16 protein-coding genes are annotated in these 17,008 nt (G+C 51.1%); all 16 read left to right on the plus strand.

The window, feature by feature from the left end:
* Positions 1–109: 109 nt before the first annotated feature.
* A complete protein-coding gene (locus tag AACZ40_RS14200) occupies positions 110–478 on the plus strand; it encodes a response regulator (protein ID WP_291177276.1) in 369 nt (122 codons plus the stop codon).
* Complete coding sequence (locus AACZ40_RS14205) at positions 475–1,521, plus strand: chemotaxis response regulator protein-glutamate methylesterase (protein ID WP_291177273.1); 1,047 nt, start codon at positions 475–477, stop codon at positions 1,519–1,521. The genes AACZ40_RS14200 and AACZ40_RS14205 overlap by 4 nt, the downstream gene beginning before the upstream one ends.
* Before the next feature lie 14 nt (positions 1,522–1,535).
* Positions 1,536–2,375 carry a protein-glutamate O-methyltransferase CheR gene (locus AACZ40_RS14210; protein WP_291177270.1) on the plus strand — a complete coding sequence of 280 codons (840 nt, stop codon included), beginning with the start codon at positions 1,536–1,538 and terminating at the stop codon, positions 2,373–2,375.
* 306 nt (positions 2,376–2,681) lie between these two features.
* A complete protein-coding gene (locus AACZ40_RS14215) occupies positions 2,682–4,004 on the plus strand; it encodes a putative sugar nucleotidyl transferase (protein ID WP_339674711.1) in 1,323 nt (440 codons plus the stop codon).
* Between the two features lie 444 nt (positions 4,005–4,448).
* Complete coding sequence (locus AACZ40_RS14220; protein ID WP_291177264.1) at positions 4,449–4,676, plus strand: hypothetical protein; 228 nt, start codon at positions 4,449–4,451, stop codon at positions 4,674–4,676.
* A gap of 192 nt (positions 4,677–4,868) precedes the next feature.
* Positions 4,869–5,147: a ribosomal protein L7/L12 gene (locus tag AACZ40_RS14225; RefSeq protein ID WP_291177261.1), complete on the plus strand. Its 279-nt coding sequence runs from the start codon at positions 4,869–4,871 to the stop codon at positions 5,145–5,147.
* 310 nt (positions 5,148–5,457) lie between these two features.
* Positions 5,458–6,705: a hypothetical protein gene (locus AACZ40_RS14230; protein WP_291177258.1), complete on the plus strand. Its 1,248-nt coding sequence runs from the start codon at positions 5,458–5,460 to the stop codon at positions 6,703–6,705.
* 48 nt (positions 6,706–6,753) lie between these two features.
* Positions 6,754–8,034, plus strand: a complete 1,281-nt coding sequence (locus AACZ40_RS14235; RefSeq protein WP_291177256.1) for an FtsX-like permease family protein — start codon at positions 6,754–6,756, stop codon at positions 8,032–8,034.
* A gap of 10 nt (positions 8,035–8,044) precedes the next feature.
* Positions 8,045–8,734, plus strand: coding sequence for an ABC transporter ATP-binding protein (locus tag AACZ40_RS14240; RefSeq protein ID WP_291177253.1), 690 nt, complete (start codon positions 8,045–8,047; stop codon positions 8,732–8,734).
* A gap of 36 nt (positions 8,735–8,770) precedes the next feature.
* Positions 8,771–10,402: a molybdate ABC transporter substrate-binding protein gene (gene modA / locus AACZ40_RS14245; RefSeq protein ID WP_291177250.1), complete on the plus strand. Its 1,632-nt coding sequence runs from the start codon at positions 8,771–8,773 to the stop codon at positions 10,400–10,402.
* On the plus strand, positions 10,399–11,346 hold the full coding sequence (locus AACZ40_RS14250; RefSeq protein ID WP_291177247.1) for an ABC transporter permease: 948 nt from the start codon (positions 10,399–10,401) through the stop codon (positions 11,344–11,346). Before modA ends, AACZ40_RS14250 begins: the two co-directional genes overlap by 4 nt.
* 58 nt (positions 11,347–11,404) lie before the next feature.
* Positions 11,405–12,136 carry an ATP-binding cassette domain-containing protein gene (locus AACZ40_RS14255; protein WP_291177244.1) on the plus strand — a complete coding sequence of 244 codons (732 nt, stop codon included), beginning with the start codon at positions 11,405–11,407 and terminating at the stop codon, positions 12,134–12,136.
* A gap of 1 nt (position 12,137) precedes the next feature.
* Positions 12,138–12,416, plus strand: coding sequence for a MoaD/ThiS family protein (locus AACZ40_RS14260; RefSeq protein WP_291177242.1), 279 nt, complete (start codon positions 12,138–12,140; stop codon positions 12,414–12,416).
* Between the two features lie 55 nt (positions 12,417–12,471).
* Positions 12,472–13,224, plus strand: coding sequence for a HesA/MoeB/ThiF family protein (locus AACZ40_RS14265; protein ID WP_291177239.1), 753 nt, complete (start codon positions 12,472–12,474; stop codon positions 13,222–13,224).
* Positions 13,225–13,266: 42 nt separating this feature from the next.
* Positions 13,267–14,706, plus strand: coding sequence for a neutral/alkaline non-lysosomal ceramidase N-terminal domain-containing protein (locus AACZ40_RS14270; RefSeq protein WP_291177236.1), 1,440 nt, complete (start codon positions 13,267–13,269; stop codon positions 14,704–14,706).
* 161 nt (positions 14,707–14,867) lie between these two features.
* Positions 14,868–17,008, plus strand: a 2,141-nt coding sequence (locus AACZ40_RS14275; protein ID WP_339674719.1) for a prenyltransferase/squalene oxidase repeat-containing protein, incomplete at its 3' end; no start/stop codon positions are given.

Below are 17,008 nucleotides of genomic sequence, written 5' to 3' on the forward strand. Positions count from 1 at the left end.
CAGTTTGATTTAACGTCAGAAGGCAGCATGAGTTCTGTATTCCTGCTCTGAGTCTGACACGAATTTAATAACATAGAGCTATTCTTAACAGACTGGGAGACCGGTGAAAATGAAGACAATATTACTTGTAGACGATTCCCGCGCAGTCAGACTGGTGGGACGACGTATCATGGGAACGTTCGGACTGAATGTTCTGGAAGCCGAAGATGGAGAACAGGCGCTGGAAGTTGCTCGTGCGAATCCGGAACTGGATGCGGTTCTTCTGGACTGGAACATGCCCATTATGGATGGGATGGAATTCCTGACGGCTTTACGGGCTGATGCCCGCGAAAAGCAGCCGATTGTTGTGATGTGCACAACGGAAAATGATATGCCTCAAATCGTACAGGCCATGCAGGCCGGCGCGAATGAGTACATCATGAAACCTTTCACCGAAGACATTGTTCGGGACAAACTGGAAGAAACAGGTGTTCTGTGAACCATTCGATCATCAAGGTGCTGCTGGTCGATGACTCAGCTGTGATACGGGGCTTGATGACACAGGCGATTAATCTGGATGCGAAAGTGAAAGTGGTTGGCTCTGCGATGCATGGTCAGACTGCGCTCACCTGGCTGCAGAAAAATCAGGCTGATGTCGTGGTTCTGGATGTGGAGATGCCTGTAATGGACGGGATCACATGTCTGAAACAGTTGAGGCAGCTTTACCCGGAACTTCCGGTCATCATGGCCAGTTCTCTGACACGTGCAGGAGCAGAGATTACTCTCCAGGCGCTGGATCTGGGGGCAGCCGGGTGCATTCCAAAACCGGTTGCGACAAATGCGACAGCAGCGATCGAGCAGGTTGCCCGAGATCTGTTGCCTCTGATCAAAGCACTCGTCACTCAACATGATACTGACAAGTCGGATTACTCACGTTTTCCGGCAACCGCAGCGCAACGACCTGCCAAAACACCGATGGTGATGGTGGTTGGTGCGAGTACGGGGGGGCCAAATGCACTCAAGGCGATGCTGACAGCCCTGCCCGAGAAATTTTCGATACCGATTCTGATTGCCCAGCACATGCCACCTCTGTTTACGAGGACCCTGGCTGAGCATATCGAACGGGAAACAAAACGTCCTACCTCTGAGGCCAGGGACGGGGCGTTGATTGAACGAGGCCATATTTATATTGCCCCTGGTGACTTTCATATGGTCATTGATAAACACAACGACCGGATGATAATCCGCCTGAATCAGGATGAACCGGAGCATTTTTGCCGGCCTTCCGTTAATCCATTATATGCATCTGCTGCCAAATGGTATGGCAGCTCAGTACTGGCAGTCATGCTGACCGGTATGGGCGATGATGGCATTGAGGGCGCGGAATCAATCAGTGAGCGTAAAGGTTATATTATCGCACAAGACGAGCAGAGTAGTGTTGTCTGGGGAATGCCTGGCGCAATTGCCAAGGCAGGACTGGCCAGCCAGGTTCTACCTCTCAGGAATATTGCTCCTGAACTGGCCCGACTCTGTTCTTTATAGAAAGTGGTGATCTCGTGTCTCCAGAAGATTATAATTACATAACCCGTTTTTTATTGGAAACCACAGGTCTTTCTCTCGGTGAGAATAAAGAGTATCTGCTGGAAGCCCGGCTGATACCTCTGGCACAATCTCACGGCATGAACGGGATTCAGGATCTCGTTTTGAGTTTGAAGTCAAAAATGGATCGAAGTCTGGAAAAAGAAATCATGGAAGCCATGACGACCAATGAATCGTCGTTCTTCCGTGACCGTCGTCCGTTCGATGAACTGAAAGCACATATCCTGCCAGATATCATTGCCGAGCGTAAAATGACGCAGAAACTGCGAATCTGGTGTTCGGCCTGCTCTCACGGTCAGGAACCATACAGTATCATGATGCTGCTGCGCGAGAGTTTTCCGGAACTCAATAACTGGAATATTCAAATCATCTCGACGGACTTGTGTACCAAAGCCCTGGATCGTGCCCGCGAAGGAGTTTACTCCCAGTTTGAGGTCCAGCGTGGTCTGCCCGTCCAGTTGCTGATGAAATATTTTGAACAATGCGAGCAGGGCTGGAAGATCAAGCCGGAGCTGGGAGCCGGCATTCAGTGGAAGCATTTGAATCTGCTGGAAGATTTCAGGCATCTGGGGACGTTTGATATTGTCTTCTGTCGCAATGTTCTGATTTATTTCAAACCGGACATGAAAAAAGACATTCTGAACCGCATCAGCGGCCAGTTAAGTTCCTCAGGCACCCTGTTGCTGGGAGCGGCTGAAACGGTACTCGGGATCTCCGACAAATACACCAAACAGGCGGGATGTCAATCAGCGATTTACCAGTTAGCCGGTAAATCTGTGGCAAATTCAATCGCCTGATACCAGGCACTTCTGGCGCGACAATGTGTCTCCGTGGAGAAAATTAGACTTAATATTCAGAACCCGGTAGTCAATACGAGTCCGGATTGTCTTACCGGGTTGCTGTCTATTCAGAGTGCGAAAGAACGAAAAAACGTGCGAAAGTTATTATTTTACGCGTATGAATAGTGTCTTTCTGCGGACATTAAAAACGGACTTTCCTCAATCATGTAAATCTGTTATGACTTTTCCGAAAGACAGTCTCTTGTCTGGCATCATTGATCTCAACGATACTCTTTTTATCGATTTCGCACAGGGAAGTGCAAAGTGAATCGACTTGCATTATTTGAAGACCGTTCTGCGCTGCAGTTTACCCCCGTCGCATTAATGAGACCGGTATTCGAACTGCTGTGTGGCCAGTTTACCGCGCGGGAACGAATACTCAAATCAGTGCCTGCCAGGGAATGGGGGGGGTTAATCCGCCCCGCTCTGACGGAAGTTTATGCAGAGGAATTTCCGGAGGCGCGAATCAATGACGCTGTCTGGCTCAGCGAAGCACCAACTCTGCTTGTCAATGGGCGCTGGCTGCCTGCCCGTCAGGAAATTTCTCACCTCGCGAATGTCACATCTGACACGGTCGGGATGATCGGGAACACCGTTGCTTATCTGTTACTGGAACCGGAAGAAGCGGTGTTGCTCACGGCGGAAGCCTGGGATGATGCGATCCAGAAGATTGCATCGACCAGAAAACCCGTTGCAGTGGAGGGAACAGAACTCCATTATCCCTGGGATCTGGTGAATCAGAACCGGCAACAGCTTGTGGATGACTTCGCGTTAGCTCCGTCCACGCAAGCTTCGAGAGACAAAGTCCGCAATCTGACGGTTGCCGGGCCGGCAGCACTGCTCAGAGTCGATGAGAGTGCGGAAATAGATCCCTTTGTGGTATTCGATACCCGGCAGGGACCGATTGTGATTGACCGGGATGCCCGGATTCAGGCATTCACACGCGTTGAAGGCCCTGCTTATATCGGACCGGGAACACAGCTGTTTCGGGCCAATGTAAAAGCGGGTACGAGTGCAGGTCCCTACTGCCGACTGGGTGGAGAAATTGAAGAATCGATCATACATGGTTTTGCCAATAAATATCACGATGGGTTTCTGGGCCATTCCTATATCTGCCCCTGGGTCAATCTGGGTGCGCAGACCAGTAACAGTGATCTGAAAAACGATTACTCTCAGGTCAGAGTCCCTCTGGCGGGGGTTCCCATTGATACCCATTCCGTGAAAATCGGATGCTTTATCGGCGACCATACGAAGACCGCACTTAACAGCCTGTTCAATACCGGCTCCTCGGTCGGCGTCATGTCGATGGTGCTCCCGACAGGTGAGTTACTGCCAAAACACATCCCCTCGTTTTCACGTTTCTGGCTGGGACGCATCGACAGTCAGATCGATATTGCTGATCTGTTTGAGCTGGCAGATGCCTCCATGCGTCGTCGAGGCCTGTCACTGACTGCCGGTCAGCGTCTGTTACTGGTTTCACTGCTGGAAGAGACAGTCGAAGAGCGCGAAACTGCGATTCGCCGGTGGGACCAGAAACGGGGCACCTCACCTGCAGCCAGCCCTCAAGCTTCAGTCGAGCATCGTTGAAATCCACGCTCTGCAGATTCAAATCCTGGAGCGGGAACAGGCGAACTTATTACCGATTTGTGTTGTCATACTGGCATGAAGTGCTTATGGGAAAGCTTTTCGGGAAACTTGAGGAAAATCCTGCCCGGAAAGGCAATTTCGTAAGAATTATCATGTTGATGTAAGATTGTCGCAAATTGACGACAGTTCTTTTCCTGTGAAAACCGGGATTGTGAAATTTACTATCACCGCTGATGTGGAAGCTTCAATCACAGCAGGCATTTAAGCAGGTTTGTCGGGTCCGGGCGATTTTTCGGGCGGTTTGGTACAGTCCTTGCGATTCTCTTACTCGTCAGGCTTTTCCAGGGGTGAAGAGCTTCAGCTTCTTGAGCCGTCGGGCTTGAGACTGTGAATTCGAGTTTTTTAAGACAAAGTGTTGCAATGATAAATCAGGAGAACAGGATCATGTCAGAACAGGTCATGGAAGAGTTGTGGAATGGGTTATCACCTGCGACAGATCGAACTGATCTGGCGAATGCAGTAATTGACCGTCTGCTCGAGTTGAATATCGATCTACAGGAAGTCTCACTGTCAGAGATGAAAATGCTGCTGACACGCGCTTACAGCCATCAGGCACGTGTCGATTCACAGAAACGCAGCCGCCGGATCTCAGACTGCGTCGTTGCATCTTAACATAGGCCGTTCCCTGAATTATTCTATGTAATTCAGGGAACGGCTTTGAAATAATACTTGAATCACAAATCCATACGGTGGTAGAACAGTGAGGCACCCTGCCGGGTTCTGAATCAGGCAGTCAATTCTGGCAGGTGGAAGCCTGTCGACGAACTCTCTGTTACCCGTACCCTCTCCCGGAGAAATACCACCGTGCATGATGAGAACCAGTCGAGTTCATCAGATCAGGATGATGCCGCCGACAGTCAGTCTGAGTTGGCCCAACAGCTTCTGGAGTCACTTCGACAGGGCAATAAAATTCAGGCCATCAAATATTACCGGGAATCTACGGGGGCAGGTCTGAAAGAATCAAAAGAAGCCATTGAAGCTCTGATCGAGAAGTATGACATCCAGATGAAATCAGGGTGTGCCTCAATGCTGCTGGTTGCCTCTTCGCTGGTTGTGCTCCTGTTACTTGTCTGGATTCAGTAAACTTTCCCACGACTGTCTCTCTTTACAGGTCAGGCTTCGCTCTTACGCACACGCGTAATGTCAGACTGCCGGAAATTGCCGGATCGGCATTCATTCACAGTCGAATCGACGGTTTTGTATTCAAAACGGCCCCTTTCATCAGTTCTGATAAAAGTTTCGTGTTGAAATCATCTTTTCTTCACATTTACCTCACACTTTGTCATCATAGTATGTATTGAACCCGGTTTATGAGATCTCGACTTGCGAAGAGACTGCCGATTTCAATAACCCAAGCGACCCGCCCGCCCAGACCCTCCTGAAAGGTGATTACATGAGACGGTGTATAATATCACTGGCTGTTTTTGGATTCCTGTTTACAACCACAGTAATCTGGGCCTGCTCGGTTCCTGTATTTCGATATGCACTGGAACGCTGGCCTGCGGACAAGTACAGCGCAGTCGTATTCCACCGGGGAGACTTAACACCGGAACAGCAGAAGCTGGTTTCCCACTTCGATCAGGAAGGCACGGTCGGCCAGAAGTCAGCCAATGTGGAACTGAAACTGATCGACCTGGATGCTGAGCCGGCTCGGGAAGATCTGGAACTCTGGAAAGCTCAAGAATCTGATACGCTGCCTCTGCTGGTCATGCGGACTCCCCTGCCGGCCCCGGTTCCCGTGGGATTCTGGTCAGGGGAACTGAGTGAAGAAAACATCGCGCGTCTGATAGACTCTCCTCTGCGTCAGAATATCGCAAAACAGTTGGTCAATGGTCAGACGGCAGTCTGGGTCTTTCTGGAAAGTGGTGACGCAGAGAAAGACAAGGCGGCTCGTGAGTTGCTGGCCCAGGAACTCAAGCGGATGGAGAAAACTCTGAAGCTGCCCGAGATTGAACAGGCTGATATTGAACAGGGACTGGTCAGCGTTGCGCCGGACAGCTTGAAGATGAAATTCAGTATCGTGACCTGCTCTCGCGATGATTCTGCAGAGCAATATCTGACACAGATGCTGTTGTCAACCGAGAATGATCTGAAAGACTTTGATTCAGAACCGATGGCGTTACCCGTATTCGGACGGGGACGGGTTCTGTATGCATTAATAGGTAAAGGAATCAATCCGGGTACGATCGAGCAGGCCTGTCGCGATCTGACTGGCCCCTGCACCTGTCAGGTCAAGGATCAGAATCCGGGTACGGATCTGTTAATGTCAGTTCCCTGGGAAAAACTGGTGACACCTGCGACACAGGATGAAAAAGAACTGCCACCACTGACGGGGTTGACCAGCTTTTCCAATAGTGAAGCAGCAAAAAATGACCCCGCTTCCATGGCACCGTTAGCGGATCAAAAAACAAACCCTGACAATGCGACTGCAGAGAAACAAACTGCAAAGGAAGCAGGTCAGAGTGTTGAGGTGGCAGAGTCTGTTTCCACACAACCCAGTGAGGCAGCCACGATACCAGCAGAAGACTCCGGATCTCGTTCTTTGAAATTCAAACCGGATTATACACTGATTACTCTGGCTGCATCTGTAATCGTTATCATACTGGCCGGAAGCTATTTGCTGTTAGTACGAAAACAGTAATCTAAAATCCAAAACATCTCAGCGGCTCGTTCAGAAGGACGCACCTCAATGTCGTTATTTCACTTGATCATTCAGGAAATGCAGCATCGCAAGCTGAATTTTCTGCTGGGCCTGTTATCGGTTGTCGTCGCAGTGGCCTGCCTGATAGCGGCTTTGACCTTATTGCAGGCTGATGAAATCCAGACAGAGTTGATCCTCGAGAAAAAATCGGAAGAAGTCAAACAGGCGGGCGCACAACTGGAAGATGCGATGCGCAAAATCACCAAAGGCCTGGGCTTCAATATTTTAATTTTACCGGCGGATGAAGATCTGAGCGAATTTCATCTGACGGGAATCGTCGAGAAGTCCATGCCTGAAGAGAATGTGAAAAAACTGGCCGAGTCAAAAATCGTGACGGTCAATCACCTGTTACCCATGGTGGCGAAAAAAGTCACCTGGCCTGAAAAAGACTGTGAAGTCATTCTGACCGGGACCCGGGGAGAAGTTCCCCAGTTACATCGGGCATTGAAAAAACCGCTCCAGCAGCAGGTACCGGAAGGCACGATGGTGCTCGGGTATCAGATTCAGAAAAAACTGGGACTCAAATCCGGTGATGAAGTCAAGCTGATGGGCAAGCCTTTCAAGGTGACGCTGACTTATCCGGAACGGGGAAATGCAGATGACAGCACGGTCTGGATCAATTTGAAACAGGCCCAGGAACTGCTGGGTATGCAGAATCTGGTGAATGCAATCCTGGCGCTCGAATGCAATTGTGCAACCGAAGACCGCGTGGCTGAGATCCGCAAAGATGTCGGCGAAATCCTGCCGGGCACGCAGATCATTGAACGTGGCCCCCCAGCTCTGGCGCGAGCCGAAGCCCGCAATAAAGCACATGCGACGGCTGTCGCTTCACTGGAACAGGAGAAGGCCAACCGGATTCAACTGATCGAGCGACACGCCGATTTTGCAGCCGTGCTCGTACCACTGGTCGTACTGGGCTGTGGTGCCTGGATCGGTTTTCTGTCACTCGAGAATGTGCGACGCCGCGCAACGGAAATCGGCATCCTGCGAGCGATCGGACTGCGTTCCTCCCAGGTCTTTGGAATCTTTATTATCAAAGCAGTGCTGATCGGTTTAATCGGTGCCCTGCTCGGTTATTTCCTGGGATATGGAATTGGTGTGGCCTGGGGCAAATTACCTGAAGCAATTCATCCGCAGGAAGTACTGTTCTCAGGTCGCTGGCTCCTGTTGAGCCTGGTGTTTGCCCCCCTGCTGGCGAGTTTAGCCAGCTGGATTCCCGCTTTGATGGCAGCGCGACAGGATCCTGCCACGATACTTCAGGAAGGATGATTAACCGAATATGTTACTGGAACTGAAAGCAATTACCAAATCCTTTAAATCTGGTTCGCACCGTGTTCAGGCGGTAGACGGGATCAGTCTGTCGGTCGATGCCGGCGAATTTGTGGCGATCCAGGGACCCAGCGGATGTGGTAAATCGACGCTGCTGCTGATCGTCGGAGGCTTGCTGCGTCCCGATGCCGGTCAGGTGCTGATCGAAGATACGGACCCTTATGTATTATCAAATGACAAGCGGGCCCGCTTCCGTTCCACGCATCTGGGGTTTGTATTTCAGCAGTTCCATCTCGTTCCCTATCTGAGCGTACTGGACAACGTGCTGGCTCCGGCCCTGGCAACCCGCTTACCTGAGTCGCGCAGACGTGCTGAAGATCTGATCGAGAAGTTTGGACTGGAGCAGCGGCTGCAGCACACACCGGCAGAGCTCAGTACCGGTGAAAAGCAGCGCGTGGCGTTAGCACGGGCTTTATTTCATTCCCCCAAAATTCTGCTGGCAGATGAGCCTACGGGTAATCTGGATGCTGAAAATTCGGAAATCGTTTTAAATGTTTTGAGTGAGTTTGCCGGGAACGGCGGCTGCGTTTTGATGGTCTCGCATGATGATCAGGCAGTCCAGTCAGCACAGCGCGTCCTGGGAATTGATGCAGGACGTTTACTGCCCCGTAGTGAAAAAGAAGCATTAATTAACTCTTGAATCAAATCGTAACAGCTTTAAGTTCAGGTGGAAAATATGAAATATCTCCGTGGCCAGAATGGGAAACTGTCTGAACCGTCTCCCTGCCGGACAGGAAAAATTAACAGTGGACTGGCACTCGCCGGAGGCTCAATCCTGTTTCTGGCGGTGATGTTGATATTACTGGTTTATTCTCCTCCCACAGACCCCGACAGCAATCAGACAACGACGGCAAATAAAACTGCCCCCGAGTCTGCTTCAAATGAAAACCAGGACGATGCACTGGTAATGTATTGTGCAGCCGGGATCAAACCACCGGTCGCTGCCGCCGCCGCACAATTTGCTGAGGAAGAATTTGGCGTTCCCGTTCATCTGCAGTATGGTGGTTCCGGAACCCTGCTCAGTAACCTGCAGGTGGCGAAGAAAGGGGATCTGTACCTGGCGGCTGACACCAGCTATATCGAAATCGCCCGTGAGAAAGGTCTGGTTGAGGAAGCCATTTCTGTGGCCCGAATGCATCCTGTGATAATGGTCAAAAAAGGGAATCCGAAAAAGATTCAATCGATTGATGATCTGTTGAAATCTGATGTGACATTTGCTCTGGCTAACCCGGATGCAGCATCGATAGGAAAGCTGACAAAAAAACAACTGACCGAAGCCGGTAAATGGGAAGCGGTTTCGAAGTCGGCTCGTGTTTTCAAACCAACGGTTTCAGAAATTGCCACTGATGTCATGCTGGGAGCCGTCGATGCTGCGATCGTGTGGGACGCCACCGTCAATCAGCATCCTGAAAAAGCAGACATGGTCGATGTGCCAGAACTTTCAGGAACCATCAAAAATGTCACCGTTGGTATCTTAAAGTCTTCTGAAAAACCCCAACAGGCACTGCTGTTTGCCCGTTATCTGCAGGCTCCGGAAAAAGGACAGAAACTGTTTTCAGAGATGGGATATGAGACAGTCGAAGGTGATGCCTGGGATCCTCATCCGACCATCCTGCTCTTCAGTGGCGGAGTGAATCGACTGGCGATTCAGGATACGTTGAAAGAGTTTGAGCAGCGTGAAGGAGTAACCGTCAATACTGTATATAACGGGTGTGGCATTCTGGTCGGTCAGATCAACAGTGGTCAGCGGCCTGATGCTTATTTTGCCTGTGATTCTTCCTACATGGTGCAGGTCCAGCCTAAGTTTACCCTGCCCCTGACGGTAGCTGAAACCGATATGGTCATCATTGTTGAGAAGGGGAACCCCCAGCAGATCAAAACGGTATTCGATCTCGCGGGAAAAGAAATCAAGGTGGGACTGGCGCACCATGAACAGAGCGCACTGGGTGCTTTGACTAAAAAATTACTGGAACCGCTGGTGCATAACGAACAAAGCCTGTACAACGCAGTTCAGCCAAATGTGAAAACCAACACGCCGACTGCGGATCTGCTGGTCAACCAGTTGAGAACCGGATCACTGGATGCGGCAATTGTGTATCGCGCCAATATTTCGAAAGTGGCAGATAAGTTAGATGTCGTTGAGATCAAAGAAGGTCGTCCCCTGGCGGAACAGCCCATCGCGATCCTGAAATCGACAAAGTATCCGCATTTGCTGCAGCGTCTGGTGGATACTTTGACAGATTCACCCTCGCGGGCAATTTTTGAATCCAATGGTTTTCGCTGGCGCGTTGCTTCGGAGTCGCTATGATCGAGCCGACTGTGAACGAACAGAAAACCGGGGGTTTCAAGCCACGCTCTGATCTGCCATTCTATACCATCTTTATTTCCATCAGTGCGATTTACGTATTTCTGATTGTGGCGATGCTGTCCGCCGAGACAACTTATACCACGCCCGATCACATCTGGAATGCATTTTCCAAGCCGGAAATCCGCTATGCCATCTGGTTGAGTCTGGTTTCCTGCGCGATCACAACGGTCCTCTCGCTCTGGGTTTCGGTTCCCATTGGCTATCTGATGTCGCGTCACGAATTTCCCGGTAAGACGCTGATTGATGCCATTCTGGATATCCCGATTGTCCTGCCTCCCCTGGTGATAGGCCTGTGTCTGTTGATTCTGTTTCAGGTGGAAGTTCCACAAATCGAATGGCTCAACAGAATGGTTGCAGAAAAGTCTGGAGTCGAATATGTGCCAGCCACATTGGTGTCGCAAACACAATCAGTTGATGACGTGATTCGCAAGGTGACCAAAGTAACTTTCGGGAAATCAATCGGCGTGACTTATGAAATACCGAGTGTGATTCTGGCCCAGTTCATGGTGGCCTGTGCCTTCGCGGTCAGGACGATGCGGGTGACCTTTGATCAGATTGGCCCCCGCTATGAGCAGGTGGCTTTAACGCTGGGCTGTAACCGGGGGCAGGCGTTCTGGCGTGTGGTCTTTCCACAGGCATACCGGGGACTGCTGGCAGCAGGCACACTGGCCTGGGCGCGCTCCCTGGGTGAGTTTGGACCGATCCTGGTCTTTTCCGGGGCTACACGCATGAAGACGGAAGTACTGCCAACGACCGTATTCCTGGAACTGACTGTCGGTAATATCGAAGGTGCGGTTGCCGCCTCGCTGATTATGGTCGTGTCTGCCTTGATTGTGCTGGTCATTGCCCGTATGTTCGGGCTGACCCGCGGCGCTGCAATATAAACGTGACCTGTTTGAACCCGGCTCAGCCGGAGATCTCATCTACCTGATTTGACAAGTTATGATTTCAGTAAAAAACCTTTGTGTCCAGGTTGGCGAATTCAGATTGAAAGACGTCAGCTTTGAAGTTCCCGGCGGGCATTATGCCGTCCTGATGGGTAAGACCGGCAGCGGAAAAACAACCATTCTGGAAACGATCTGTGGATTAAAGAAAATCCAGTCGGGAACGGTTTCCCTCAATGGCAGACCGATGACGCATGCCAGCCCGGCAGAGCGCGAAATTGGATACGTTCCCCAGGATGGCGTGCTGTTTCATACGATGACGGTGCGTGATAATCTTTCATTCGCTTTAGAACTCAGGAAATGGAATCAGCGGGAAATCAACAGCCGTGTGGAAGAGCTGGCTGAATTGCTGGGAATCAGTGCCCTGTTAAATCGCACCCCTTTTGGTTTGAGTGGTGGGGAAACACAACGGGTCTCCCTGGGACGTGCCCTGGCAGCGAAACCTTCCATTCTCTGCCTGGATGAACCTTTAAGTGCCCTGGATGAAGACACCCGCGGCGAGATGTGTGCCCTCTTGGAAGAAGTGCAGCGCGTGACCGGAGTCACAACCTTACATATCACACACAATGCTTCCGAATCAGAAAGGCTGGGGGACATCAAACTGGTCATCGTTGAGGGCGCGGTCCACAGTCTGTCTGGGAAGTCAACGGAAATTCCGGGAGTGACTCCTGACGACAGACAGGCTGCCGAAACGAAGACAGACACATCAGAAAGAATGAAAGCGCAATAGCATGAAGATTAAGGTGGAATATACGGCCCAGGTCAAAAAAGCAGCCGGTACTGGTGCTGAAGAATACGAGATTTCACCCGGAAGTACACTCCAGGATCTGGTGAGGCAGGTAGCGGAAACTCACTCGACTGCTCTGAAGCCTCTGCTCTTTCCGGATACAGAAGCCCTGCATCCCTCCATCCTGTTGTTTGTTTCGAACGAACAGGTATTATGGGAAGAGCCACTGACGCTGGAACCTCACCAGGTCGTGACGATACTCTCCCCGATTTCCGGCGGATGAGCAACACACCATATATCATTCTCAAACAGAAATCCCGCCTCACTATACAGGAGTCATGATGTCCGGTTTCGCTCCCCTGACCGATGAAGAACGAGCAGTTTATGAGTGGCAGATCTGGGTGCCCGAATTTGGGGAAGCCGGCCAGGAGAAACTGAAAAATGCCTCTGTTCTGATTTCGCGGTGTGGCGGCCTGGGGAGCGTGGTAGCCTACGAACTGGCGGCGGCGGGTATCGGGAAACTGGTGATCGCGCATGCCGGAAATGTCAAACCGAGTGACCTGAATCGTCAACTGTTAATGACACATGACTGGCTGGGTAAGCCTCGTGTCGAATCTGCTGAGCGACGTTTGAAAGAATTGAATCCCCGATTGGAAATTGTGGCGGTTCCGGAAAATCTGAGTGAAGTGAACGCAGAGCAGCTTGTGAAGCAGGTCGATCTGATCGTCGATTGTGCCCCGCTCTTCCCGGAACGCTATGCCATGAATCGTCAGTCTGTCCTGCAGAAGAAGCCGCTTGTCGAATGTGCCATGTATGATCTGGAAGCACAACTGACTACGTTCATTCCCGGACAGACCGGCTGTCTGGCCTGTCTCTATCCCCATGATCCTCCCGCCTGGAAGCGGGAGTTTCCCGTATTTGGAGCCGTCTCGGGTACGGTGGGCTGTATGGCGGCCATGGAAGCAATCAAGGTCCTCAGTGGCCTGGGTGAGACGCTGGCCAATCAACTGCTGATGTTCGATTTGCGGGACATGACATTTCAAAGAAACCGGATCCTGCGTCGAAAAGACTGTGCTGTCTGTGGAGCCTGAAGCATCATTTTAAAATAAGTATCAAACCTGTGAGGTATCGTTATGAAATCATTCTTCCTTCCATTGTTGATGGTCACTGTTCTGTTTAACTGGACAACGCCTGTCGTGCTGACCCAGGTTGCGGCTGCCGAAACGGACACCAGGCCAGAATGGCGCGGTGCTGCTGCGTCTGTTGTGATCACACCTGACAAGCCCATGTGGATGTCAGGGTACGCCTCCCGTACCAAACCCTCTCAAGGGAAAGTGCATGATCTGTACGCCAAACTGTTGATTCTGGAAGATAACAGGGGCGAAAAAGTTGTGATCATCACAACGGACCTGATTGGCATTACACCTGCGTTACGCGATCCGATCGCTGCGCGGCTGGAATCCGAGTTTAAGATTCCTTCAGCGGCTTTATTGATGAATGCCTCGCATACCCACTGCGGGCCGGAATTACGGGAAGACAAAGCGACCCGCCGCGGACTGGGGGGAGATCGCGGTGCAGAAGCCCGGCTGTATACGAAGCAACTGGTCGAGAAACTGCTCAAAGCCCTCGCAGAAACGCTGCCTCGACTGGAACCTGTTGAGCTGAAATATGCTTCCGCGCGGGCAGGGTTTGCGATGAACCGTCGTCTGCCGACTCCCCAGGGGGTCATCAACAGTCCCAATCCGGAAGGCCCCGTCGATCAACGGGTGCCGGTGTTGATCGTAGAACGACCGGACAGTTCGTTAGTAGCAGCGATGTTTGGCTATGCCTGTCATAATACAACGCTCAGCTTTTATCAGTTTTGTGGTGACTACGCCGGTTATGCCCAGGAATATCTGGAAGAAGCCCATCCGGGGATGGTGGCTCTGTTTATGATGGGCTGCGGTGGAGATCAGAATCCCTACCCGCGACGATCGCTGGATCTGGCAAAACAGCATGGGCGTGCGCTTTCCAACGCGGTCGAAGTGGCTTTGTCGGTCAAGCAGCCTCGCGAAATCCATGGTCGCCTGGGAATCGCAATGGATGAGGTCGAGCTGGAATTTGCCACACCTCCTGCCCGGGAAGAACTGCTCAAACGCAAGGAAACAGGCAATAAATATGAACAAAGTCACGCTGTGCGTCTGCTGGAGCAACTCGAAGAACGCGGAGGTATTCAGACCAGCTATGCCTTTCCCCTGCAGGTCATTCAGTTGGGGAATGACCTGACTTTAGCGGCGATCTGTGGTGAAACGGTGGTCGATTATTCCCTCAGGCTGCAGCGGGAACTGAAAACGGGAGTCGGGAATACCGGGACCGGGAATAAAGAGCCCGTCGTCTGGGTCGCCGGCTACTCAAATAATGTCTTTGGATATCTTCCCAGTCTGCGCGTCCTGAAAGAGGGCGGTTACGAGGGGAATAGAGCGATGATTTATACTTCCTATCCCGGTCCCTTTGCAGAATCAGTGGAACAAAGGGTGGTTTCCACAATCAAGGACCTTACTGCGCAGGCTCGAAACTCCACCCTGCAGAAGTAGTCGCAATTTTGGTCGTGACCTTATTTTACTTTTGTCCGAATTGCAAGGATTTTAGAAATACCATTTCGCTTTTCCAGGCGGTTGATTTAGAATACGTTAATCTTTGTTGAAGACATGATTATCTTTAAGGTTCTATTCATTCCTGCCAGGAGTAAACAGTGATGCGCCGTCAACTGTTCAAGTTTGTGTGTTTTGGATTTGCTCTGGTCTTATGCTCAAGTGTTGTGTCTTCCCCTTTGCAGGCACAGACCGAGCAGGAAGTAACGGCTTCCCGGCTCAAGGGGGTTGAATTTCTCAAGTCTCAACAGTTGGAAGATGGCAGTTGGGAATATGAAGGTCATCCGGTGGGGATTACTGCGCTCTGTACCATGGCACTGTTGGAAAATGGAATTCCCGTCAACGACCCACTGATTCAGAAAGGCAGACAGTTTGTCCTGAAAGAATCAGAGAAACTGAAATCGACGTATGACCTGTCTCTGGCCATTCTGTTATTATCCCGCATTGGAAATCGCGAAGACAAAGCCGATATCCGCCGGTTTGCAGCGCGATTAATCGCCGGTCAGACCACGACAGGTGGCTGGAGCTACACCTGTCCGCTGGCGACTGCCAGTAGTTTAAATAATCCACGGTCTCGTCTCAAACTGGGAACCTCACCCGGCGATAACAGTTGCACTCAGTTTGCAGTGCTTGGTTTGTGGACCGCCTCCCGCTCAAATATCAATATCGACGATTCAATGATCGGCGTGGCGCGACGCTTTGTCGAGACGCAGAACGAAGACGGTGGCTGGTCATATAAACTGCCCACTGAAGATATGAAAGAACCTTCACGAAACTCGATGACGCTGGCAGGCCTGTTCTGTCTGACGGTGGCCCGTGCGACAAAAATTCGATCGATGAGTCAGGATGTTCTCAAGGAAGCGGGCGACTCCTCCGAAACGCAGAAAGAGGGAGACACGTTGATCTCCGATCCGATTTTTGCCAAAGGGCTGGAAATGGCGGGAACCTATGCCGCCGGAATCAGTGCCTCTTCGGCCCGCTATTTTCTCTGGTCGACGGAGCGCGTAGGCGTGTTACTGGGGCTGGAAACGCTGGGAAATACTGACTGGTTTTCCAAAGGGGCCTCCGCCCTGATTCAAACTCAGAAAGAAGATGGCAGCTGGGAAGATTCACGAGGCAAACTGGCTGAGACAGCATTTGCGATTCTGTTCCTGCGCAAAGCCAATCTGGGAAGTGATATCTCGCGGATGTTGAACGGGGAACCTGAAAAGAAGTTCCAGATCTATTCGCAGGAGAAAAAACCGGAGTTCGAAACACTGCAGGCCGCGGTCGCTGCTGCCAAAGCGGGTGATTTGATTCGGGTAAACGGGGACGGCCCTTTTGGAGTCCCCCACCTGGAAATTGATAAAGATCTGAGTATCGAGGCCGGCTTTGGCTATGCACCAATCTTTCAGTATGAACGGGGGAAGAACAGTCTGGGCTTGCGATCGAGGCCGGAGCGTGATCCGAATGTACGTCATATCCTGCGGGTCTCAAAAGGGACGCTGGCACTGGAAGGCATCGCCTTTGAATTTGATCCTCCTGAAGTGGGTAAGGATGTGCCCTGGGCAGCGATTGTCGTGAATGGCGGCAATTTAAAAATGCTGAACTGTACGATCTCAGAACAGAACGATAAAGGCATGGCTGCAGTCCAGGTTTTAAAACCGACTGATTCTACAATTTCCAACTGTTTTTTCGTAGGAGGACGGGCAGCCTTTGAAATCGAAGGGACCGGTAAACAGACTATTTCAGTGGATGATTCGATTATCTTCTCACGAAAAATATTCTCTGTCCTGAAGAGCACCGGTGCGACTGCGGGGGGAGATATTAATCTGAACCTGTCTTATTGCACGGTTCAGGGCGCAGAGGGTTTTGTGTTTGAACGTTTCGTTAAAAATATTCATGTGAAGAGCGACCACTGTGCTTTTAAAGTGGAGAACCTGGGGCTTTCCATGTTGTCTGCCAGGGGATCAAAAGAGAATCGTTCCTTTGCAGGAGATTTGAATGTCTATGATGTGAATGACTGGCTGGGGCTGAGCGGCAAGGCTGAGACTGGCGTGACCGATGTAAAAAGCTGGAGCCAGTTCTGGGGAAAAACCGATGAGACTTCTGTGGGAGATACTCTCGCCTTTACATTTCGTCGACCCAATAATTCTTTTAATCATCGTTATAAGCCTGAGGACTGGGAAGTTTCGGAGACTTCGCCGCTGCTGGCCCGCGGACTGGAGTTTGGAGCCAAACCAGCCAGTGTTGGTGCCGGACCTGG

Origin of the sequence: uncultured Gimesia sp., assembly GCF_963972345.1 — a bacterium.
In the GTDB taxonomy this organism is placed as follows: domain Bacteria; phylum Planctomycetota; class Planctomycetia; order Planctomycetales; family Planctomycetaceae; genus Gimesia.

Coding starts and splice junctions, on each gene's coding strand:
- AACZ40_RS14200 (WP_291177276.1), top strand. CDS start 110: ATGAAGACAATATTACTTGTAGACGATTCCCGCGCAGTCAGACTGGTG.
- AACZ40_RS14220 (WP_291177264.1), top strand. CDS start 4,449: ATGTCAGAACAGGTCATGGAAGAGTTGTGGAATGGGTTATCACCTGCG.
- AACZ40_RS14230 (WP_291177258.1), top strand. CDS start 5,458: ATGAGACGGTGTATAATATCACTGGCTGTTTTTGGATTCCTGTTTACA.
- AACZ40_RS14235 (WP_291177256.1), top strand. CDS start 6,754: ATGTCGTTATTTCACTTGATCATTCAGGAAATGCAGCATCGCAAGCTG.
- AACZ40_RS14240 (WP_291177253.1), top strand. CDS start 8,045: ATGTTACTGGAACTGAAAGCAATTACCAAATCCTTTAAATCTGGTTCG.
- modA (WP_291177250.1), top strand. CDS start 8,771: ATGAAATATCTCCGTGGCCAGAATGGGAAACTGTCTGAACCGTCTCCC.
- AACZ40_RS14250 (WP_291177247.1), top strand. CDS start 10,399: ATGATCGAGCCGACTGTGAACGAACAGAAAACCGGGGGTTTCAAGCCA.
- AACZ40_RS14255 (WP_291177244.1), top strand. CDS start 11,405: ATGATTTCAGTAAAAAACCTTTGTGTCCAGGTTGGCGAATTCAGATTG.
- AACZ40_RS14260 (WP_291177242.1), top strand. CDS start 12,138: ATGAAGATTAAGGTGGAATATACGGCCCAGGTCAAAAAAGCAGCCGGT.
- AACZ40_RS14265 (WP_291177239.1), top strand. CDS start 12,472: ATGATGTCCGGTTTCGCTCCCCTGACCGATGAAGAACGAGCAGTTTAT.
- AACZ40_RS14270 (WP_291177236.1), top strand. CDS start 13,267: ATGAAATCATTCTTCCTTCCATTGTTGATGGTCACTGTTCTGTTTAAC.